Origin of the sequence: Pseudomonas abyssi, from assembly GCF_003444685.1 — a bacterium.
Lineage (GTDB): Bacteria > Pseudomonadota > Gammaproteobacteria > Pseudomonadales > Pseudomonadaceae > Halopseudomonas > Halopseudomonas abyssi.
This window is the reverse complement of the sequence record NZ_LMAZ01000002.1, coordinates 243,737-264,874: the sequence shown is the minus strand read 5'-3', so window position 1 is coordinate 264,874 and position 21,138 is coordinate 243,737. Positions and strand designations below refer to the sequence as shown.

The window sequence follows — 21,138 nt, the reverse complement described above, 5'->3', positions numbered from 1 at the left end:
GTTGCGGTCCTTTGTAGGGTGGGCAGGCCGCAGGTTTGCCCACCGCTTGGCCTGGACGTTAGCGCCGTTGCTGGGGGCTGTGGCGTTTAAGGTGGGTGTGCCATTGGCTGCGGGTGTTGGCGTTGAGCAGGCGCGGGTCGTCTGCGGCAATGGTCAGGGTGACTGCCTGCTGTTCGATAAGCCAGCGATACGGGCTGCGTTGGCCGGCTTGCCAGGCCTGCTCTAGCGTGTTGAGCAGGCTGCGCGGCAAAATGCAGATCAGCGGCTGCAACTGTTCTGCGCTCTGCAGCGCGATGGGCCGCTCGGGGTGCTCGCAGGCCAGCGCGACCAGCGCTCGCAGTAGCGGCGCGTCCAGTCGCGGCATGTCGCAGGGCACGACCAGTAGATGGCTGCCGCGCGCGACCCGCAGTGCGCTGAGAATGCCCAGCAGCGGACCGGGGTAGTCGGGTTGCGGGTCGCTGACCAGCCGGTCGGCCCACTGTTGGTACTGGTCGGCGTTACGGTTACAGCTGATCAGCACTTCATTGCTCAGCGAGGCCAGCAATCGGCTCAGATGGGCGGCCACGGGCTCGCCATGATAGGCCATCAGCCCCTTGTCGATACCGCCCAGCCGGCTGCCTTGGCCGCCGGCCAGCAGCAGTGCGCTGAGGTTGATCGGGTAGGGCATGGCAGGACTCCGTGCAAGGTTGCCCTGTGTTATAACAGCGCGGCAAGCAGCGGACAATGACACCAGTTCGCGCCTGCCTGATTTTATCTTCGACAAGGATTCCACCCATGCGCAGCAAGCCCGACGCCCCCTTTTGCCCTCTGAATATCGCCGTGCTCACCGTCAGTGACACCCGTACGCTGGAGTCCGACACCTCCGGGCAGTTGCTGGCTGATAGCCTGCAGGCCGCCGGTCATCACCTGGCTGATCGGCAACTTTATCCTGACGATCTGTATCGTATCCGGGCGGTGGTGTCGGCCTGGATTGCCGACCCCGAGATCGAGGTGGTGCTGGTTACCGGTGGGACCGGCTTCACTGGTCGCGACAGCACGCCCGAGGCGATTGCCCCGTTGTTGGACAAGCAGGTGGAAGGCTTTGGCGAGCTGTTCCGTCAGGTGTCGGTAGAAGATATCGGCACGTCGACCATTCAGTCCCGCGCGCTGGCGGGCCTGGCAAACCGCACGCTGGTGGCCTGCATGCCGGGCTCGACCAACGCCTGTCGTACCGCCTGGACGCGTATTCTGGAGCCGCAACTGGACAGCCGCACACGCCCCTGCAACTTTGTGCAGCACCTGGGCAGTGCCGAGCAGTGTGGTCGTCGCGCATGAGTCTGATGCCGGTCGCCACCGCCCTTGAGCGCTTGCTGGCGAGTGCGGCCGAGCACCCGCCGACGGCCGTCGTCAAGGTGCCGCTGGCAGATGCGTTGGGCTGTGTTCTGGCCGAGCCGGTAGTCGCTGCGGCGGACGTGCCGCCCTGGGACAACAGCGCGATGGACGGCTATGCCTTGGCCAGCAGCGATCTGGCTGCGGCGATGGCGAGTGGCTTGCCGGTCAGTCAGCGGATTATGGCGGGCATGGCGCCGCAGCCGCTGCAGCCGGGGACCTGTGCGCGCATCTTTACCGGCGCGCCGCTGCCGGCCGGTGCCGATGCGGTGCAGATGCAGGAAAACGTGGCGCAGCAGGGAGAGGTGGCGCAGCTGCAGGCGCCTGTTGTGCCCGGCCAGAACGTGCGTCGGCGCGGACAGGATATTGTGGCGGGCGCGCAGGTGATCGCCGCCGGTGTGCGCCTGCGCCCGCAAGAGCTGGGTGTAATCGCTTCGGTCGGTTTGGCCGAGGTATCGGTGCGTCAGCCGCTGCGGGTGGCGGTGGTGTCGACCGGTAATGAGCTGGTGGAGCCGGGCGAGGCGTTGGCGCCGGGGCAGATCTACAACAGCAATCGCTTTACCCTGATGGGGCTGCTCAAGGGCCTGGGCCAGACCGTGCTGGATGCCGGCATCCTGCCGGATGACCTGGCTGCTACCCACACGCGCCTGCGCGAGCTGAGTGCACAGGCCGATGTGATTATCACCTCCGGTGGCGTCTCGGTTGGCGAGGCAGATTGTCTGGGACAGGCGCTGCGCGAGGGCGGCGCTGTGGATCTGTGGAAGCTGGCGATCAAGCCGGGCAAGCCTTTTACCCTGGCGGCTTACGCCGACACGCCCGTGCTCGGTTTGCCGGGTAACCCGGCGGCAACCTTGGTCACCTTTTTGTTGCTGGTGCGCCCGTACCTGCTGACCCGCCTGGGAGCGCTCGAGACCGCCCCCGCCCAGTTTGAGCTGCCCGCCGGTTGCGCCTGGAACCGGGCTGGCAGTCGCGATGAGTATCTGCGTGCGCGAGTAGAGCAGGGCGCGGTGCAGCTGGCCGGCAATCAAAGCTCCGGCGTGCTCAGCAGCGCCAGCCAGGCCACCGGGCTGCTGTGCGTCCCGGCAGGTCAGACCTTTGCGGCGGGCGACCTGGTGCGCTATCTGCCGTTCTCCGGGCTGCTCGGTTAGTCCCCGAGTCCACGCTTGGGCGGGTAGGGCGGACATAGCCGTAGCCGCGGGACAGAGTGATGCGGTGTGGCTCTGGTGGACTGCGTTGCCCTAGTCCACCCGCTCAAACCATCGATGTCAGCATTGAGGCCGACCGGCGGACACGCCTGCGGCTTTGTCCCCCTACTACTGTATGCCTCCCTTGCAGTGCCAGATGAGAAATCAGTGTTTCAGTATCGGATACGGTTTTGCTGCTTGTTACATATTTTGTTACAGGTATCATTGTTGCGTATCAATTCTCATCTGCGACTTCATTCATGTTCATCCCCTTTCTTATCATGCTGCGCGAAGGCCTCGAGGCGGCGCTGATCGTTGGCATCATTGCGACCTACCTGCGCCAGACGGGGCGCGCGAGCTGGATGCCGCTGGTGTGGATCGGCATTTTCCTGGCGGTCAGTCTGGCGTTGCTGGCTGGTGCGGGCTTGCAGTTTGTCAGTGCCGAGTTTCCGCAACGCCAGCAGGAGCTGTTTGAGGCCCTGGTGGGCTTTGTTGCTGTGGCGATGCTGACCTGGATGGTGTTCTGGATGCGTCGCGCTGCCCAAGGGTTGCGTGGCGAGTTGACCGGGGCGCTGGACCAGGCGTTTGCCCAGGACCGCCAGCACACCTGGGCGCTGATCGGCATGGTATTTCTGGCGGTAGCCCGTGAGGGGCTGGAGTCGATCTTCTTCTTGCTGGCGGTATTCCAGCAAAGTCAGAGCCATGGCGCGCCGCTGGGCGCGCTCCTCGGCGTGCTCTGCGCGGCGCTGGTGGGCTGGGCCTTCTACCGCGGCAGCCTGCGCTTGAACCTCAAGTACTTCTTCCGCCTGACCGGGCTGTTCATTCTGCTGGTGGCCGCCGGGCTGTTCGCCGGCTCGGTGCGGGCGCTGCACGAGGCGGGACTGTGGAACCACGCTCAGGCGGTGGTCTTTGATCTGAGTGACTGGCTACCGCTGGATACCGCGCTGGGCAGCCTGTTTGCCGGCATCTTTGGCTATTACCCGGCGCCCAGCGTGAGTGAGCTGGTGGCCTACCTCGGGTACTTGGCCCTGGCGCTGTGCGCTTTCTTCTGGCCGCCTGCCCAGGCACTGCCTGGGCCCTCTGCAGCTCGGGGCTGATTGGCTCAGGTCTGTTTTTCAACTGCTTGCGAGTGTTTTCTGATGACTGATTCTCCTGTTTCTGCGCCCAGCCGTCTGGCCCTGCGGGCCGGCCTGGTCGCGGCCGCGTTGCTGATGCTGGGTGCGCTGGCGCTGTTCTATGTCTCGCTGGGCGGCAAGTCTGCCGCACCGCACGCCGACAGTACCGAGGTGACGGTTACCGCCAAAGGGTGCGTGCCCAATGCCATTTCGGTGCCGGCGGGTAAGCGGCGATTTACCGTCATCAACGGCTCGGAGCGGGCTATCGAGTGGGAGATTCTCGATGGTGTGATGGTGCTGGAGGAGCGCGAGAACATTGCGCCGGGCATGCGGCAACAGCTGAGCGCACAACTGACGCCCGGTGAGTACGCGATGACCTGCGGGCTGCTGAGCAACCCCCAAGGCACGCTGACGGTCACCGAGGGCGATGGCAGTGAGCGCGTGACGGAAGTGTCCGCCCGCGCGCTGATCGGGCCGCTGGCCGAATATCAGGTGTATCTCACGCTACGTGGGCGCGCCCTGGCAAAGGCGGCTGAACAGCTGCAGCAGCAGATTGCGGCCGGTGACCTGAGCGCCGCTCAGCAGGCCTATCGGGCGGCGCGTACGGTGGATCAGCAGATGGCCCTGGCCGTTGGCCTGTTCAGCGATCTGGATCAGCGCCTCAACGCCCGCGCCGACTACTTCGCCCAGCGCGAACAGGATCCTGAGTTCATGGGGTTTCAGCGTCTGGCTTACGGATTGTTCGAACAGCAAAGCCTCGATGGATTGCTGCCTGTAGCCGAGCAGCTTAATCACGATGTGGCTGAGTTGCGCGAGCGCCTGCGCGCTGAGGGCGTGCCCGCGCCGCAGCTGGCTCGCGGTGCCGGTCGCGTGCTGCAGGCCTGGCATGACCAGCAGCAGGGGCAGGCCCAGCTGAGTGAGCTGGCGCTGGCTGACCTGATGAGTCTGCAGCAGGGCGTGGACAAGGTCGTGAGTCTGGTGGTCCCCGTGCTGCAACAGGCGCACCCGGAGCAGGCGGCGCACCTGGCCGAGGCCAATCAGGCCCTGGCTGCACAGATGTCTGAGGGCAGTGCGCCAAGCGTACTGCCGCTGACCGAAGCGCTGGCGGCGCAGCTGGCCAACGTCAACCCGCTGCTTGCAGCGGCCAATTAGGATTGCATTGCATGAGTAAGCATGACACTTCATCCCAGGGTTGCCCGTTCGCCGGGCTGGATCGTCGACGTTTTCTACAGGGGCTTGGCGCCGCCGGTGCCGGTATTGCGGCTGCGGGTCTGAGCGGCGGCGCGCTGGCGAGTCAGCCGGCGCGCGCTGCCGAGGTAGCCGATGCACCGACCAGCGCAACCACTGGCCAAGCCTATCCCTGGCACGGCGCTCATCAGCAGGGCATCACCACACCGCGCCCGGCGGTGGGCATGCTGGTGGCCTTTGACGTACTGGCGCGCGATCGCGCCGGGTTGGAGCAGTTGCTGCGTACTCTGAGTGAGCGGATTGACTTTCTCACCCGGGGTGGCAGCTACGAGCAGCGCGACCCGCGCTATCCACCGGTCGACTCCGGCATTCTTGGCCCGACCATCGACCCGGACGGTCTGACCATTACGCTGTCGGTTGGCGCTTCGCTGTTTGATGAACGCTTTGGCCTGGCTGAGGTCAAGCCGCGGCACCTGGATCGTATGACCGCCTTCCCGAATGACGCGCTGGACGCAGCGCGTTGCCACGGCGATATCTCGCTGCAGTTCTGCGCCAACAGCGAAGGCACCACCATTCACGCGCTACGCGACATCATCAAGAACACCCCCGGCCTGTTGATGGTGCGCTGGAAGCAGGAGGGCAGTGTGCCGGTCATGGCCCCGCGCCCGGACGGTCAGACCGAGAGCGCGCGCAATTTTCTCGGCTTTCGCGATGGTACCGCCAACCCGCCAGCGGACGATCGCACGCTGATGCAGCAACTGGTCTGGGTCGGCCGCAATAACGCTGAGCCGGCCTGGGCGCACAACGGCAGCTATCAGGCGGTGCGCCTGATCCGCAACTTTGTCGAGCGCTGGGATCGTACGCCACTGCAGGAGCAGGAGGCGATCTTCGGCCGGCGTCGCGACAGCGGCTCGCCAATGCACGGCGGTGTCGAGCATGACCTGCCGCAGTATGCCGGTGACCCGGACGGCAGCGTGACGCCGCTGGACTCGCATATCCGCCTGGCCAACCCGCGTACCCACGGCAGTGAGCGCAACCTGATCCTGCGCCGTCCGTTCAACTACTCCAATGGCGTCGAAGCCAACGGTCAGCTGGATATGGGCCTGCTGTTTATTGCCTATCAGGCGGATCTGCAGGCGGGGTTCATCACCGTGCAGCAGCGTCTGGATGGCGAGCCGCTGGAGGAGTACATCAAGCCGGTAGGCGGCGGTTACTTCTTTACCCTGCCGGGCGTGCAGGCTGGCGATTTTCTGGGTAGCGGCATGCTGGCTGCTGCCGATGCAATCCGTGAAGCGTGACTGATATTTATCCGACCTTTCAGGAGACCAAGATGCTGATTTCCCGTCGTGTTCTGCTTGCCGCCGCTTTGAGTCTGGGCGCGCTGCAGGCCCAGGCCGCCGTCGCGCCGCAGGCGCTGGTAGCGCCTATTACCGATTACAAACTCTATGTGCTCGACAATCTTGAACAGTTTACCGAGCACACCCGCGCCTTTACCGAGGCAGTCAAGGCCGGTGACCTTGCGCGCGCTCAGACGCTGTACGCGCCCAGCCGTGTCTACTACGAGCGCATCGAGCCTATTGCCGAGCTGTTCGCCGATCTGGATGCGAGCATCGACGCTCGCGAAGACGATTACGAGCATGGCGTGCAGGACCCGACCTTTACCGGTTTTCACCGGCTGGAGTACGGCCTGTTCCATGAGCGCAGCACCGAGGGCCTGGATGCCTATGCCGAGCGCCTGATGAGCGATGTGAACGACCTGGAGCAGCGCGTGCAGGGGCTGACCTTTCCGCCGGAAGCGGTGGTCGGTGGCGCTGCCGCGCTGATGGAAGAAGTGGCTGCGACCAAGGTCTCCGGTGAGGAAGATCGCTACAGCCATACCGACCTGTGGGATTTTCAGGGCAACCTGGATGGCTCCAAGAAAATCTTTGAGCTGGTCAAACCGTTGGTCGAGCAGGACGATCCTGCCTTTGTTGCGCGTATCGAAAGCAACTTTGCTGCGCTTGATGACACCTTGGCCAACTACCACCTGAGCCAAGGCGACGCCAGCAAAGGCTTCCAGACCTACGACAAGGTCAGCGAACGCGATCGCCGTGCATTGGTCGGGCCGGTCACCGTCCTGGCTGAGGAGCTGTCCACACTGCGCGGGATGCTCGGGCTGGATTAACGGTACCTGATGCCATCATTGGCGGTGTGGGTGCGCAGGTAGCGTCCATGGGCCTGGGTGCGCCACGTTTTCTGGTTAACCCAGCGTGGCGACAACACGCCACCGTCATTCCCGCGCAGGCGGACGCTCAGTGCTGTCTCTGACGTCGATCTGGATCCCCGCCTTCGCGGGGATGACCGGGTGCGGGAGGATTCAGAGGGGCGGGTATGCACATATCCGTCATTTCGGCGAAGGCGGGAATCCAGTGCTGCCTACTCTCGCACCCGCCGGATTGCGTCCAGCCAGCCTTCGTACAGCGCGCTGCGCTGTTCTTCGGCCATCACCGGGGTGAAGGTGCGTTCGCAGGCCCAGTGGCTGGCGATGTCGTCCAGGTTCTTGAAGATGCCAAGTTGCAGGCCGGCCAGGTAGGCGGCGCCCAGGGCGGTGGTTTCGGTGACCTGGGGGCGATCGACGGTAACGCCGAGGATGTTGGCCAGCTCCTGCACGACCCAGTTGTTGATCACCATGCCGCCGTCCACACGCAGGGCGGCAGTGTTCTGGGCGCCGTCGGCTTGCATGGCGTCAAGCAGATCGCGGGTCTGGAAGCAGACGGATTGCAGACCGGCAGCAACGATCTGGGCGATCCCGGTGTCACGGGTCAGGCCGAATATGGCGCCGCGCGCGGCCGGGTCCCAGTAGGGCGCGCCGAGGCCGGTGAAGGCGGGTACCAGGTAGACGCCGTTGTGGTCGCCGGCCTGGCGTGCCAGGGCTTCGGTCTCGCCGGCGTGCTGGATCAGCTTGAGGCCGTCGCGCAGCCACTGGATGGCGGCGCCGGCCACAAAAATGCTGCCCTCCAGGGCATAGGTGGTCTGGCCTTTCAGGCGATAGCCAACGGTGGTCAGCAGGCGGTTCTGCGAGCGGATTGGCGTGTCGCCGGTATTCATCACCATAAAGCAGCCGGTGCCGTAGGTGCTTTTGACCATGCCGGGGCTGAAACACGCCTGGCCGATCAGTGCGGCCTGCTGGTCGCCAGCGATACCGCACACGGGCACACTGGCACCCAGCACGCTGGCGTCTGTCTGGCCAAAGTCGGCGGCGCTGTCCATCACCTCGGGCAACAGACTGGCCGGAATGTCGAGCAGCGACAGCAGCTCCTCATCCCACTGCTGGGTGTGGATGTTGAACAGCATGGTGCGTGAGGCGTTGGTGGCGTCGGTGCGGTGTACCTGGCCGCCGGTCAGACGCCAGAGCAGGAAGCAGTCGACAGTGCCGAAGCGCAGCTCGCCCCGTTTGGCACGGGCTCGGGCGTCGGGCACTTCATCCAGCAGCCAGCGCAGTTTGGTAGCGGAAAAGTAGGGGTCAATCAGCAGGCCGGTGCGCTCGCTGATCAGTGTCTCGTGGCCGTCTGCCTTGAGGCGGGCGCAGAAATCCGCTGTGCGGCGATCCTGCCAGACGATGGCGTGGTGCAGCAGTTCGCCGCTCTCGGCATCCCACAGCAAGGTGGTTTCGCGCTGATTGGTAATGCCAATGCCGGCCACCTCGCTGGCGCTGATGCCGGCCTTGTCGAGGACCTCACGACAGACGGCGAGGGTGGATTGCCAGATGTCTTCGCCGTCGTGCTCGACCCAGCCGTCTGCCGGAAAGTGCTGGGCAAACTCCTGCTGGGCGCTGTGCTGCGGGCTGCCATCGGCGGCAAACAGAATGGCGCGGCTGCTGGTGGTGCCCTGGTCAATGGCGAGGATCGGCTTGGCCATGTTGGTGTCCTGGTCGGATGCTTGTGAGTAGGGTTCAGTCGCGGCACAGCTCGCATAGCTGAGCGTTGGTCTGGGCCTGCAGGTCGCTGGCGTTGAGTTCGATTTCCAGCCCGCGCCGGCCGCCGCTGACAAAAATACTGTCCCAGTCTGCGGCGCTGCTATCAATAAAGGTACGCAGGCGTTTCTTCTGGCCGAGTGGGCTGATGCCGCCGAGCAGATAGCCGGTGCTGCGCTGGGCGGCCGCCGGATCGGCCATGGCGGTTTTCTTTACCTTGGCGGCGCTGGCCAGTGCCTTGAGGTTCAGCTTGTCCGAGACGGGAACCACCGCAACCAGCAGCTCACCGGTTTCGCTGGCGGCCAGCAGGGTCTTGAATACGCGTCGGTGCTCCAGCCCGAGCTTGTCGGCGGCTTCGCTGCCGTAGGATTCAGCCTGCGGGTCGTGGGTGTAACGGTGCAGCTGGTAGGCCACCTTGGCCTTGTCGAGCAGTTTGGTTGCGGGCGTCATGTTGTCATCTTTGCCGGGTGATGCTGCAAGGTTAAACCGCAGGCGCTCATCGGCCAAGCTCTGTGCGGCTGGTCACGCTCGCCAGCTTGCTGCTGGCTGCGTGGCGTTGTACAACAGATAGCGCCGGTCGCCACGGGTTGTTGCCATGGCGCACCTTGGGCGCTCAGGCACCGCTGATAAAAGGACCTTGCATGCTCTCGCCACACCCAGAGGAACGACGACGCCAATCCACGCCCACGGCGGTGCTGGATCTACTGGTGATTGGCGGCGGTATCAATGGTGCAGGCATTGCCAATGATGCGGCCGGCCGCGGTCTGTCGGTGCTGTTGTGTGAGCAGCACGACCTGGCCGCACATACCTCCTCGGCCAGCAGCAAGCTGGTGCACGGTGGTTTGCGTTATCTGGAGCATTACGAGTTTGGCCTGGTGCGCGCTGCACTGGGTGAGCGCGAGGTGTTGATGGCCAAGGCACCGCATCTGATCTGGCCGCTGCGCTTTGTGTTGCCGCATCGTCCGCACCTGCGCCCGCGCTGGATGCTCCGCGCCGGCCTGTTTTTGTATGACCATCTGCATCGTCGCACCAGTCTGCCCGGTTCCACCGGCAAGGCGCTGAACGGCCAGGGCGTGCTTAATCCGATCATCGACTACGCATTCGAGTATTCCGATTGCTGGGCTGACGATGCGAGGCTGGTGGCGCTCAACGCGGTGCAAGCGGCCAGCCTGGGCGCCGAGATCTGTCTGCGTACCCGCTGCATCGCGGCGCGGCGCCGCAATGATCTGTGGGAGGTGGAGCTGGAGAGCGCGGCAGGCGAGCGCCGCACCGTGCTGGCGCGGGCGCTGGTCAATGCCGCTGGTCCCTGGGCGGCGCGGGTGATGGAGCGGGTGGTCAATGCCCGCTCGCCGCATGGCGTGCGTTTGGTCAAGGGCAGCCATATCGTGGTGCCACAGCTGCACCGCGGCAGTGAGGCTTACATCCTGCAGAACGAGGACCAGCGGATTGTCTTTGTACTGCCCTACGAAGGCGTCTTCTCGCTGATTGGCACCACCGATGTGGACTTTCAGGGTGATCCGGCGTCGGTGGAGCCGGAACAGGCCGAGATCGACTACCTGCTGGAGGTGGTCAACGCGCACTTCAAGCGACAGTTGCGGGCGTCGGACATTGTGCACCGGTTTGCCGGCGTGCGCCCGTTGATCAGCAGCGCCACGGCGAACGCGGCAGAGGTCAGCCGTGATTACAGCCTGACCCTGGACGCCGAGCCGGGGCAGGCGCCGCTGCTGGCCGTGTTTGGCGGCAAGCTGACGACCTATCGACAACTGGCCGAGCAGGCGCTGGACCGCCTGCAGCGCTGGTTCCCGGCGGCAGGCCCAGCCTGGACGGCCGAGCATGCGCTGGCCGGCGGAGACTTCGACACGCAGGCGGCATTGCAGGCGGAACTGGCGCAGACCTACCCCTGGCTTACCGAGGCGCAGCGCACGCGCTATGCGCGCAGTTACGGCACGCTGTGTCGCGTGTTCCTGCGCGGGATGACCTGTGCCGAGGATATGGGGGAGGACTTTGGCGCCGGGCTGACCGAGCGCGAGATTCGTTATCTGCGCGAACGCGAATGGACCGAGGATGCCGATACGCTATTGTGGCGCCGCAGCAAGTTGGGCCTGCACCTGACCGAGGCTCAACGCGCGCGGGTAACGTGCTATCTGGCTAACCGGGAGTGGGAGTGGGCGCCCGCCGGTTGACGGGCGCCAGCTGAACCGGCTGACAGATCAGTCGGCGATCTTGACCACCAGCTTGCCGAAGTTTTTCCCTTCGAGCAGGCCGATAAAGGCATCGGGGGCGTTTTCCAGTCCTTCTACACGGTCTTCTTTCACCCGCACCTTGCCCTCGGCCACCCAGGGCGTCATGGTCTTCAGGAACTCGGGATAGCAGTGGCCGTAGTTGTCGAAGATGATAAAGCCCTGCATGCGGATACGCTGGCTGAGTATCAGGCGCATCAGCTGCGGCAGGCGATCGGGGCCCTCTGGCAGGCTGGTGGCGTTGTACTGGGCAATCAGGCCGCACAGGGGGATGCGGGCGTGGGCGTTGAGCAGCGGCATGACCGCGTCGAACACCTTGCCGCCGACGTTCTCAAAGTACACGTCGATGCCCTTGGGGCAGGCTGCGGCCAGTTTCTCGGCCATGGCCGGGTCCTTGTGGTCGATGCAGGCGTCAAACCCCAGCTCCTTCACGGCGTACTCGCACTTCTCTGCGCCGCCGGCGATGCCGACCACCTGACAGCCCAGAATCTTGGCGACCTGGCCGACGACAGTGCCGACCGGGCCGGTTGCTGCACCGACAACCACGGTTTCGCCGACCTTGGGTTGGCCGATATCGGTCAAGCCCATGTAGCCGGTGAAGCCGGGCATGCCGAGCACGCCCAGGGCCTGTGAGGGCTCGGGCATGTTGCGGTCCAGGCGAAATACCATGCTGCCATCGGAGAGGGTGTAATCCTGCCAGCCGGAGGCAAAGCACATGACCAGGTCGCCCGGAGCGTAGCCTTCCAGTTCGGAGCTGATCACTTCGCTGACGGTGCCGCAGGTCATTACGCCACCAACCGGTACCGGGTCGGCGTAGGACTTGGCGTCACTCATGCGTCCACGCATGTACGGGTCAAGCGACATCCAGCGGTTGCGCAGCAGCATTTGCCCGGCACTCACGGCAGGGACAGGGGTTTCCACCATGCGGAAGTTGGCTTGGGTAGGGGCGCCAACCGGGCGGGATTCCAGCAGTATCTGGCGATTGATGTCGGAAGTCTGGGGCATTGTTGTTGTCCTCTGGTCAGGGCCGTCGGCCGACGACTGTGCCGCCGACAATGCGCCAGTGCCAGGCGAGGGTCAAGCCGGTATCGGCTTGCTTGATGGTGCGCCATTGATGGGGTTCAGGTGCCAGAGTCGGCCGTCCTTTGGCGTGCGTGCCTGTTGCGCCAACGGCCCCGGCGCGGCTGTCTGATCAGGCCTCATTGGCCTGCGACGGGTCAGGCAAGCCAGGCGCGCTGGAAGTCCTCGGCGTGGCCACCCCTATGGGGGTAGGAGGCTTCCCAGATTCGCGCTAGGCTAGCCAGATCGCTTTGCTCGCCGGGGAGCATGTGCTGGCGCTGGTAGATCAGCCAGGCAATGGCTGCGGCGTAGCCGAGGTTGTAACCCAGCTCGGCATGCGGGTCGGTCAGAAAGCAGTGCTGGCTGGCCAGGCCTCGAACCTTGCTGGCCAGGTCGGGCTGGTAGGCGAGGTAGTCGTCCCAGATCAGCGTGTGCAGCCTCGGCGGGATACCAAAGGGGCCGATGGCCTCGGCTGCGCGTTGGGGCGCTGGCAGAGCGGACATGCACAGCAGCGTGCCGACCAGCAGTTGCTGCAGCTGCGGGCAGTCGAGCTGGAGGTACTGCATGACCGGCAGGAGTTGTTGCTGACAGAGGTGGCGACTGGGCTCTGCGGAGGGAGCAGGTGACGACGAGCTGTATTGCGTCGGATGACTGAGGAGGTTGGCAGACATGCAGTTACGTCCTGTCAGTTAGCGTCCTATTCTCAAGCATAGCCAGAGTTTGTGCTGGTAAAGCATTGTTTTTAAATTATTTAACGTCGTAGACGATGTGCTATATAACGTCTCGATATATTGGCCACACTGATAACAACAACGGGCCCTGATCTGCATGACCTCGATTACTGCCTCTGCCGCCGTCGGCATTGATGAGCCTGCGCTGCTGGCGCAACAGGGCGGCTTTGCAAGGCTGCGCTTCAGCGGCCCGCTGGAGCAGGCCTTTCAGCACTACCTGCATGTAAAGATGGCGGGACGTGTGGTGGTCGTAGCGGCCTCATCCGTCCTGTTCATGCTGCTGTTCATGTGGCTTGACCATCTTTACCTGCCGCCTGAGGTGGCGCGTTATACCTTGAGTATTCGAGCGGTGGCGCTGGTGCTGGTGTGCTTGGCCATCTGGTACGGCAACCGGCCCGGCCGGGTAAGGCCGGCGCGGGCCTTTGCGGTATCGACACTGGCTTATTGCTGCTCCGGCCTGATGGTGGTGATGGTGATTACCGTTGCGCGGCTGGCTGAGGTGCCCATCCGTGTGACGCACGATGGCCTCTATCTGGTATTGCTGTCGGGGTTCTTCCTGTTGGCGCTGCCCATGCGCCACGCGGTGATCGGTTCCTGGGCGATTGTGCTGAGCTATCTGGCTGCCGCCCAGCTCTCTGGCAGTGAGCCAGCACGGGTCATATCCGACGGCATTTTTCTGAGCAGCTTTGCCCTGATGGGCTCGCTGGGCGCCTATATCTACGAGTACCTGCAGCGGCAGAGCTTTGTTAACGAGCAGCTGCTGGAAGCGGCACGACGCCGTGCCGAGCGCGAAAGCCAGAGCAAGACCCACTTTCTGGCGACCGCCAGCCATGACCTGCGCCAGCCTTTGCATGCCATGCTGCTGTTTATCCAGCACCTGCAGGATCAGGTGCTGGAGGGCGAAGCGCGGCGCACCGTGGAACGTCTGACCGACTCGACCCAGTTATTGCAGGCGATGCTGAATTCGTTGCTGGATATCTCGCGCTTGAGTGTCGGCATGGTCCGTCCGCAGGCCCGCTCCTTCAACCTGCGGCCCTGGCTTGAGCGGCTGGTGGCCAGCCTGGAAACCTACGCCCGGCGCCGGGGCATACGTCTGGAGATTGAGTGCCCGGCGCACCTGGCGGTGCAAAGTGATCCGCTGCTGCTGGAGCGGCTGCTGCGTAACTACCTGAACAATGCGTTGATTCATGCCGAGGCGAGTCTGGTGCGCATTGAGGTGGTACGGGTTGAGGCGCGCTTGCGGATTGCCGTGGTCGATAACGGCTGCGGGCTGGCCGAGGCTGATCAGGAGCGTATCTTCGAGGAGTTTACCCAGTTGCGTAATCCGGCGCGTACCCTGGACAAGGGAGTGGGGTTGGGTCTGAGTATCTGCCGGCAGATACTGCACTTGCTGGCCTATCCTTCGGGCCTGTGGTCACGGGTTGGCGAGGGTGCCCGCTTCTGGTTTGAAGCGCCGGTGGGCGAGTGGCAGATAGAGCCGCAGGAAGCGGTGAACGCGGCGCTGCCGCAGTTGCGCGGCCAGGTCGCGCTGATCGAGAACGACCGCGTCAGCCGCGAAGCCATGCAGACCTTGTTGTCCAGCTGGGGCTGTATTGTCTGGGCATTTGCCAGTGCCGATGAGGCGTTGGCGGGGCTGCGCACGGTCGCTGTCGATATTCTGTTGAGCGACTTCCGCCTGGAGGGTGAACTCAACGGCCTGGAGCTGATTCGTCACCTGCGCGAGCGCGGCGACTACGCCGGCCCCGCAGCCCTGGTGACCGCAGATACCTCGGAGGAGCTGACCGAGGCGCTCCGCCTGGCTGACATCCAGTTGCTCTACAAGCCGGTGTTGCCTGCGCGCCTGCGACGCACCGTGCAACAGTTGCTGGCGCAGGCGCCGAGCGTGGCCCCCGCTGATTGACCGGCGCCTGTCAGAAGCTCACCAGCCCCAGCTTGCGCGCATGATTGACGCACTCGGTGCGGTTGTGGCTCTCCAGTGACGAAAACAGCGCCTTGAGGTGGGTTTTGACCGTATCTTCGGAGAGCGACAGGCGCTGGCAGATGAGTTTGTTGGGCAGCCCCTCGGCGAGCAGGTCGAGAATTTCCAGCTGACGCGGCGTTATACCCACTTCCCGGGCACTGCTTTGCCGATCCAGCGGGCGATTCTCATCACTGATCACCACCTGCGCGCCATACAGCAACTGAGTGACTGCCTGCAGCAAGGTTGCGCCGTCTGCGGTTTTGCTGATGAAGCCGGCCGCGCCCAGCTGCAGGGCGGCATCCAGATCGCTGGGGCTGTTGCTGGCGGTGAGGATGGCGATGGGCGCCATGGCGTCGGCGGCGCGTAACTTTTGCAGTAGCGCCAGACCGCTGCTGTCCGGCAACTGCAGGTCCAGCAGGATCAGGTCATAGGGATGTTCGCTCACTTGCTGGAGCGCCTCGGCGGCGTTGTGGGCGTGGTCGAGCTGGACGCCTTCACACAACGAGCTGAGGGTCAGGCTCAGGCCGTCGAGGTAGATCTGGTGGTCATCAATCAGCAATAGCCGTGTATCGGGCGGCAGCGTGTTGCTCATGCGTGGAGTCCTCTACGCGCTGGCTGCCTCAGTGCGTCCCGGTGACAGCCTTTTGTTATTGTTCGCGGCTTGATGATATGCAAGCTGTCTGGTCAGGTCCAGAGTCCTGGTCCGGCAAACGTTGACGCAGCTCGGCCAGTTCGCTGCGCAGGGCCTTTACTTCGGCCAGCAGCAGTTGCTGAGGGTCTTCCACTGGCTCCTGCACCGGTTCCAGCGCATCGCGTTGATGCTGAATGGCATCGACGATGACGGCGATAAACAGGTTCAGCATCATGAAGGTGGCAATCAGGATGAAAGGCACAAAATACAGCCAGGCGTAGGGATAGGTCTCCATCACCGGGCGGACAATGCCCATCGACCAACTCTCCAGCGTCATCACCTGGAACAGGGTGTACAGGCTGGCGCCCAGGGTGCCGAACCACTCCGGAAACTGCTCGCCGAACAGCTGCGTCGCAATGACCGCTGCAACATAGAAGATCAGACCAAGCAGGGCGACGATACTACCCATGCCGGGCAGCGAGGCCAGCAGTGACTGCACGACCACGCGCATGCTCGGCACGATGGACACCAGGCGCAGTACCCGCAGCACGCGCAGGGCGCGCAGCACCGCCAGTGGGCCGCTGGCAGGCACCAGTGCGATCGCCACCACCAAGGTATCGAACACCCCCCACGGGTCGCGCAGCAAACGCCAGCCATGGGCGACAAAGCGCAGGGCAATCTCGACTACAAAACAGGTCAGGATCAACTGGTCGAGCAGCCGCAATAGGCCGCCCCAGCGCTGCATGATCGAGGGCGCGGTCTCCAGACCAAGGATGACGGCATTGATAAGGATCAGGGCGGTGATGGTGTACTGAAAGCGCGGGTGTTCCAGGCGGGCGGCAAGGCGCGCGCGCCAGGGCGTGTTGAGCTCGAGTGTCTGGTTCATGGGAGTCTTGAGAAAGGTTACGGCCTGCGAGGCAGGCTGCGGGAATCAGCGCTCGCTTTCGGCAAAGGCGCAGAGGGTGTAAGTCGGGATGCCGGTGTCCTGCATCTGTTGCGAACCGCCCAGGTCCGGCAGGTCGATGATAGCCGCAGCCTCATAGACATCGGCACCGCTCTGGCGTACCAGGCTGGCCGCGGCCAGGAAGGTGCCGCCGGTGGCGATCAAGTCGTCCAGCAGTAGCACCTGCTCACCACCGCTCAGGGCGTCGCGGTGCATCTGCAGCGTCGCCTCGCCATACTCGGTCTGGTAGTTGGCACTGAGCGTATCGGCCGGCAGCTTGCCGGCCTTGCGGAATAGCACCAGCGGGCGATTGAGTTCATAGGCGAGAATCGAGCCGATCAGAAAGCCGCGGGCATCGATGGCGCCGATATGCGTGACCGGGCTGTCGATATAGCGCTGGATCAGGCTGTCTGCCACCATGCGCAGGGCCTTGGGTGACTGAAACAGCGGGGTGATGTCGCGGAAGGTCACACCTTCCTTCGGAAAGCCCGGTACCGGGCGAATCAGCGATTTGATAGCGTATTCGTCAAAGATCATCAGCGGGTACCGGGTCAGTCGAGTTGGCCACCGGCCAGCGCACAAAGCTCGCCGTGGTTGGTGATTTCTACTTCCTTGCCGTCGGCGGCGATCAGCCCCTGCTGCTGGAAGCGGGTGAACACGCGCGAGACGGTTTCGACCGCCAGGCCCAGATAGTTGCCAATGTCGTTGCGTGACATGGCCAGGCGGAAGGAACGGGCGGAGTAGCCGCGGGCGCGGAACCGGGCAGACAGGTTGATCAGCAGCGTGGCAATGCGTTCATCGGCGGTCTTTTTCGACAACAGCATCATCATCTGCTGGTCGTCACGGATTTCGCGGCTCATCAGGCGCATGACCTGGCGACGCAGCGACGGCATGGTGGCGGTCAAATCGTCCAGGCGCTCGAAGGGGATTTCGCACACGGAGGTGGTTTCCAGCGCGACCGCCGAGACCGGTTGGCGCTCGCCGTCCATGCCGGACAGGCCGATCAGCTCGCTGGCCAGGTGGAAGCCGGTAATCTGCTCTACACCCGCGTCGTCAACGGTAAAGGTCTTGATGGTGCCCGAGCGCAGCGCATAGAGCGAGTCAAAGGGGTCGCCCTGACGGAACAGCATCTCGCCCTTGCGTAGTGGGCGGCCACGCTTGACGATGCTGTCCAGCGTGTCGAGCTCCTGGTCTTGCAGTGCCAGCGGCAGGCACATGGTGGCCAGGCTGCAGTCCTTGCAGTGCGCTTCGGGCAGCGACTTGAGTTTGATTGCATCGGTCATGACGGTCACAGCTCCGTTGTTCGATCAGCAAAGCCTACCTCAAGCATGGCATCGCCGCCACGCCTGGGAGTATTGCAACAGGTGTTCATTCATGCCCGTGATGTGCCTGCGATGGCAAGCTCAAATGCTGCATCAGCCAGTGTTGATGCGGGCCGGGCAAGGTCCAGAGTCCAAACAGGATAATCACCAGCGCGGCGCTGACGCGCAGGCTGCGGCGGCGCAGCAGGGCGGTCAGGCGTTCGGCAGCAGCCCCGGTGGCCAGCAATGTCGGCAGGGTACCGAGACCGAAGAACAGCATCAACAGGGCGGAATGGCCTGCGCTGCCGTGGCTGCTGGCCCAGATCAGCGTGCTGTACACCAGGCCGCAGGGCAGCCAGCCCCAGAGCGCACCCAGCAGCAGGGCCTGGCCGGGCCGCTGCACCGGCAGCAGGGCGCGGGCGTGCGGTTCGATATGTTTCCACAGTCCCCGACCCAGCTGTTCAATGCGGGTCAGCCCGGCCCACCAGTTGGCCAGATACAGCCCCATGGCAATCATCAAGAGGCCGGCGATGCTGCGCAGCACCACCCCCAGCCCCATGCCCTGCAGAGCCCAGCCGAGGCTGCCAAGCAATGCGCCGGCGGCGCTGTAGCTGGCGATACGCCCTGCGTTATAGGACAGCAACAGGCGCCATAGCGGCCAGCCATGGCGGCGTTCCGGCGGGATGGCCATGGTCAGGGCGCCCATCAGGCCGCCGCACATGCCAATGCAGTGTCCGCCGCCGAGCAGGCCCAAGGCCAGCGCGGTCAGCAGTTGGGGAAGCAGGTCATTCATGAACGGGGTGGTTGCTCGCTGTCGCTTGCATCGTCGACGGGCGCTTCGTCACGCTGCTGCGCGGCGAGGTGCGCCGGGTCGTCTTCATCAAACAGAATGCTGTGCGCGGGACTGTCGAGGTCTTCGTACTGGCCGTTGTTGACCGCCCAGTTGAACAGGCAGATGGCAATGATGACCAGCACAATGGCGATGGGCACGAGAATGTAGAGAACGGTCATGGGCTCGGCTCCGGTTGAGCAGCTGGCAAGGCGGCCTGCGCAGGCTGGCGGATGCGGGTCAGGCGCAAGGCGTTGAGCACCACCAGCAGTGAACTGACTGACATGCCCAGGGCGGCCAGGGCCGGGGTGATCATGCCAAGCGCTGCCAGCGGCAGAACGGCGGCATTATACAGGGTTGCCCAACCCAGGTTTTCGATCATGATCGCACGGGTGCGTTTGGCGATGCCGATGGCCTGCAGCAGGGCGCCGAGTCGGCTGCCGAGCAGCACCGCGTCGGCGCTGGTCTTGGCCAGGTCCGAGGCATTGCCCATGGCGATCGAGATGTCGGCGCTGGCCAGGACCGGTACGTCATTGACGCCGTCGCCCATCATCAGCACTTTTTCGCCGGCGCGCTGGCGTTGCTGCACGTAGGCCAGCTTGTCGTCGGGGCTGGCGTTGCCGATGGCCTGGTCGATCTGCAGTTCAGCGGCGACCCGGTCCACCACGTTCTGGTGGTCGCCAGACAGCAGGACGACGTCAAGGCCACGCTGCTTGAGGCCGCTGATCAACTCGGCGGCGTCGGTACGCAGGCGGTCGTTGAGGCCAAACCAGGCCAACGGGCCCTGGTCGCCGGCCAGCAGCAGCCACTGACCGTCGCCGGTGGGGCGCGTGGGCAGCGGTTGCTGGCTCAGGTCCATCGCATACTCCGCCTTGCCGATGCGCAGGCGCTGGCCATCGCAGAGACCCTCCAGGCCCATGCCTGGCTGGTTATGGGAGGCCTCGGCCTGGGCGCTGGTGCGGCCAAAGGCGCGGGCGATGGGGTGCTCGGAGTGGCTTTCGAGCATCTGTGCCCAGCGCAGGGACTGATCGCTGCTGACGCCGGCAAAGGGCTGGATCTGTTCCAGCGTCATGCGGCCTTCGGTCAGGGTGCCGGTCTTGTCGAGGATCACCGTCTGCATCTGCGGCAGGCCTTCGAGCACATGCCCGCGGGTAACCAGCAGACCCAGGCGGTGCAGACTGCCGGTGGCGGTCGTGAGCGCGGTCGGTGTGGCCAGCGACAGGGCGCAGGGACAGGTGGCGACCAGCATTGCCAGCACAATCCAGAAGGCGGTGTGGGCATCGGCGGCCCACCACCAGGCACCGCCGACGACCACGGCGGCCAGCAGCACCGTGAGCAAAAAGTACTGCGCTACGTCGTCAGCCAGGCGGCCCAGCCGGGGTTTGTCGGACTGGGCTCGCTCGAGCAGGCGGACAATGGCGGACAGGCGGGTCTCCTCGCCCAGCGCCTCGATGCGCAGCTGTAGTGGGCCTTCGACGTTCAGGGTGCCGGCGGTGACGCGATCGCCAGGCTGCTTGGCGATCGGCAGGTACTCACCGGACAGCGCTGATTCGTCAACGCTGCTGCTGCCGCTGGCGATCAGCCCGTCAGCCGGGATGCTTTCGCCAGGTTTGACTTCAACCAGATCGCCGCAGCGCAGCTCCTCCAGCATGATGCGCTGGCGCGAGCCATCGGCCTCGATACGCAGGGCGCTGGGTGGCAGCAGGTTGACCAGTCTGGCGGTGCTTTCCACCGTGCGCTGCCGCGCTCGGCGTTCCAGGTAGCGACCGGCGAGCAGAAACAGGGCAAACATGGTGACCGAGTCGAAGTACACCTCGCCCTGGCCGCTCAGGGTGGCGTAGATGCCGGCCAGATAGGCACCGCCGATGGCCAGCGAGACCGACACGTCCATGCTCAGGCGGCGGTTGCGCAGGTCGCGCAGGGCGCCCTGAAAGAAGGGGGCGCAGCTGTAGAACACCACGGGCGTGGTCATCAGCAGACTGGCCCAGCGCAGCAGATGGGCCATGCCCTCGGTCATGTCCTGATCAAACTCGCTGGACAGCGCCATGGTCGCCATCATCACCTGCATGAACATCAGCCCGGCCAGGCCGAGGCGGCGCAGGTAGCGGCGGTTCTCTTCGGCGATCTGCTCCGAGGCCTTGTCCGGCTCATAGGGGTGAGCGTTGTAGCCGATGCGGCGCAGGCTGGTGAGCAGCGCGGACAGCTTGGTCTGCTGGGGGCTCCAGGTCAGGCTGAGGCGCTGATTGCCCATATTGAGACTGGCTTCCTGCACGCCGGGTTGCGCGCGCAGGTGGCGTTCGATCAACCAGCAACAGGCGGCGCAGCTGATGCCTTCGATCAGCAGGGTGGCCTGCTGGCCTTCGCCTTCGCTGCGAGAGAAACGTTGTTGGACATCGTCACGGTCATACAGCTCCAGCTCGTCTTGCAGTGCCTGGGGCAGTGCTTCTGGATTGGCCGAGGGTTCGGTTCGATGCTGATAGTAGGATTCCAGACCCGCGCTGCTGATTGCCTCGGCCACAGCCTGGCAACCCGGGCAGCACATGGCGCGCGGTGCGCCGAGCAGCTCAACCGTCCAGGGCGCACCGGCTGAAACCGGTTCGCCACAGTGATAGCAGGGGGTGGGTTGGGTCATGCGCG

General features: G+C 64.4%; 20 protein-coding genes. 8 read left to right on the top strand and 12 right to left on the bottom strand.

The genetic code is table 11. The features are described 5' to 3' along the window. Window positions 1–58 precede the first annotated feature (58 nt). Window positions 59–667, bottom strand: coding sequence for a molybdenum cofactor guanylyltransferase MobA (mobA, locus tag ASB58_RS09430; RefSeq protein WP_118130237.1), 609 nt, complete (start codon window positions 665–667; stop codon window positions 59–61). A gap of 107 nt (window positions 668–774) precedes the next feature. Here mobA and moaB point away from each other — a divergent pair, with 107 nt between their 5' ends. From moaB to efeO, 6 genes are all read left to right on the top strand, one after another. Then, window positions 775–1,314 (top strand): molybdenum cofactor biosynthesis protein B, encoded by a 540-nt coding sequence (gene moaB / locus ASB58_RS09425; protein ID WP_118130236.1) that lies wholly within the window; start codon window positions 775–777, stop codon window positions 1,312–1,314. Continuing rightward, the gene (locus tag ASB58_RS09420) at window positions 1,311–2,516 is read left to right on the top strand and encodes a molybdopterin molybdotransferase MoeA (protein WP_235827266.1); all 1,206 of its coding nucleotides are present in this window, start codon (window positions 1,311–1,313) and stop codon (window positions 2,514–2,516) included. Before moaB ends, ASB58_RS09420 begins: the two co-directional genes overlap by 4 nt. Window positions 2,517–2,812: 296 nt before the next feature. Next, window positions 2,813–3,649, top strand: coding sequence for an iron uptake transporter permease EfeU (gene efeU, locus ASB58_RS09415; RefSeq protein WP_118130235.1), 837 nt, complete (start codon window positions 2,813–2,815; stop codon window positions 3,647–3,649). A 42-nt stretch (window positions 3,650–3,691) separates the two neighbouring features. Beyond that, window positions 3,692–4,819, top strand: coding sequence for a cupredoxin domain-containing protein (locus ASB58_RS09410; protein WP_118130234.1), 1,128 nt, complete (start codon window positions 3,692–3,694; stop codon window positions 4,817–4,819). 11 nt (window positions 4,820–4,830) lie between these two features. Continuing rightward, entirely contained in the window at window positions 4,831–6,153 is a 1,323-nt protein-coding gene (gene efeB, locus ASB58_RS09405) for an iron uptake transporter deferrochelatase/peroxidase subunit (RefSeq protein WP_118130233.1), read from the top strand. Between the two features lie 32 nt (window positions 6,154–6,185). Next, window positions 6,186–7,019 (top strand): iron uptake system protein EfeO, encoded by an 834-nt coding sequence (gene efeO, locus ASB58_RS09400; RefSeq protein ID WP_118130560.1) that lies wholly within the window; start codon window positions 6,186–6,188, stop codon window positions 7,017–7,019. A 251-nt stretch (window positions 7,020–7,270) separates the two neighbouring features. On the opposite strand, the gene glpK is transcribed toward efeO, so the two are convergent. Both glpK and ybaK read right to left on the bottom strand, forming a co-directional pair. Then, window positions 7,271–8,752 (bottom strand): glycerol kinase GlpK, encoded by a 1,482-nt coding sequence (gene glpK, locus ASB58_RS09395; RefSeq protein ID WP_118130232.1) that lies wholly within the window; start codon window positions 8,750–8,752, stop codon window positions 7,271–7,273. A 34-nt stretch (window positions 8,753–8,786) separates the two neighbouring features. Next, window positions 8,787–9,257, bottom strand: coding sequence for a Cys-tRNA(Pro) deacylase (ybaK, locus tag ASB58_RS09390; RefSeq protein ID WP_096004323.1), 471 nt, complete (start codon window positions 9,255–9,257; stop codon window positions 8,787–8,789). Window positions 9,258–9,448: 191 nt separating this feature from the next. On the opposite strand from ybaK, the gene glpD reads away from it, so the two are divergent. Then, on the top strand, window positions 9,449–10,990 hold the full coding sequence (gene glpD, locus ASB58_RS09385; protein WP_118130231.1) for a glycerol-3-phosphate dehydrogenase: 1,542 nt from the start codon (window positions 9,449–9,451) through the stop codon (window positions 10,988–10,990). Between the two features lie 27 nt (window positions 10,991–11,017). On the opposite strand, the gene ASB58_RS09380 is transcribed toward glpD, so the two are convergent. Beyond that, on the bottom strand, window positions 11,018–12,052 hold the full coding sequence (locus tag ASB58_RS09380) for an NADPH-dependent curcumin/dihydrocurcumin reductase (RefSeq protein WP_118130230.1): 1,035 nt from the start codon (window positions 12,050–12,052) through the stop codon (window positions 11,018–11,020). 212 nt (window positions 12,053–12,264) lie between these two features. Next, window positions 12,265–12,777 carry a hypothetical protein gene (locus ASB58_RS09375; protein WP_147336815.1) on the bottom strand — a complete coding sequence of 171 codons (513 nt, stop codon included), beginning with the start codon at window positions 12,775–12,777 and terminating at the stop codon, window positions 12,265–12,267. A 157-nt stretch (window positions 12,778–12,934) separates the two neighbouring features. Here ASB58_RS09375 and ASB58_RS09370 point away from each other — a divergent pair, with 157 nt between their 5' ends. Beyond that, window positions 12,935–14,737 carry an ATP-binding response regulator gene (locus ASB58_RS09370; protein ID WP_118130229.1) on the top strand — a complete coding sequence of 601 codons (1,803 nt, stop codon included), beginning with the start codon at window positions 12,935–12,937 and terminating at the stop codon, window positions 14,735–14,737. Window positions 14,738–14,747: 10 nt separating this feature from the next. Here ASB58_RS09370 and ASB58_RS09365 read toward each other — a convergent pair whose 3' ends face one another. The 7 genes from ASB58_RS09365 to ASB58_RS09335 all read right to left on the bottom strand — a co-directional run bounded on the left by ASB58_RS09365 (window position 14,748) and on the right by ASB58_RS09335 (window position 21,133). Further along, window positions 14,748–15,389, bottom strand: a complete 642-nt coding sequence (locus ASB58_RS09365) for a response regulator (RefSeq protein ID WP_096004137.1) — start codon at window positions 15,387–15,389, stop codon at window positions 14,748–14,750. A gap of 55 nt (window positions 15,390–15,444) precedes the next feature. Next, window positions 15,445–16,314 (bottom strand): ion transporter, encoded by an 870-nt coding sequence (locus ASB58_RS09360; RefSeq protein WP_118130228.1) that lies wholly within the window; start codon window positions 16,312–16,314, stop codon window positions 15,445–15,447. Between the two features lie 45 nt (window positions 16,315–16,359). Continuing rightward, complete coding sequence (locus ASB58_RS09355; RefSeq protein WP_096004135.1) at window positions 16,360–16,908, bottom strand: adenine phosphoribosyltransferase; 549 nt, start codon at window positions 16,906–16,908, stop codon at window positions 16,360–16,362. Between the two features lie 14 nt (window positions 16,909–16,922). Further along, window positions 16,923–17,654 carry a fumarate/nitrate reduction transcriptional regulator Fnr gene (fnr, locus tag ASB58_RS09350; protein ID WP_096004134.1) on the bottom strand — a complete coding sequence of 244 codons (732 nt, stop codon included), beginning with the start codon at window positions 17,652–17,654 and terminating at the stop codon, window positions 16,923–16,925. 85 nt (window positions 17,655–17,739) lie between these two features. Next, window positions 17,740–18,465, bottom strand: a complete 726-nt coding sequence (locus tag ASB58_RS09345) for a sulfite exporter TauE/SafE family protein (RefSeq protein ID WP_096004133.1) — start codon at window positions 18,463–18,465, stop codon at window positions 17,740–17,742. Continuing rightward, complete coding sequence (ccoS, locus tag ASB58_RS09340) at window positions 18,462–18,683, bottom strand: cbb3-type cytochrome oxidase assembly protein CcoS (RefSeq protein WP_118130227.1); 222 nt, start codon at window positions 18,681–18,683, stop codon at window positions 18,462–18,464. Before ccoS ends, ASB58_RS09345 begins: the two co-directional genes overlap by 4 nt. Further along, window positions 18,680–21,133, bottom strand: a complete 2,454-nt coding sequence (locus ASB58_RS09335; protein ID WP_118130226.1) for a heavy metal translocating P-type ATPase — start codon at window positions 21,131–21,133, stop codon at window positions 18,680–18,682. Before ASB58_RS09335 ends, ccoS begins: the two co-directional genes overlap by 4 nt. Window positions 21,134–21,138 lie beyond the last annotated feature (5 nt).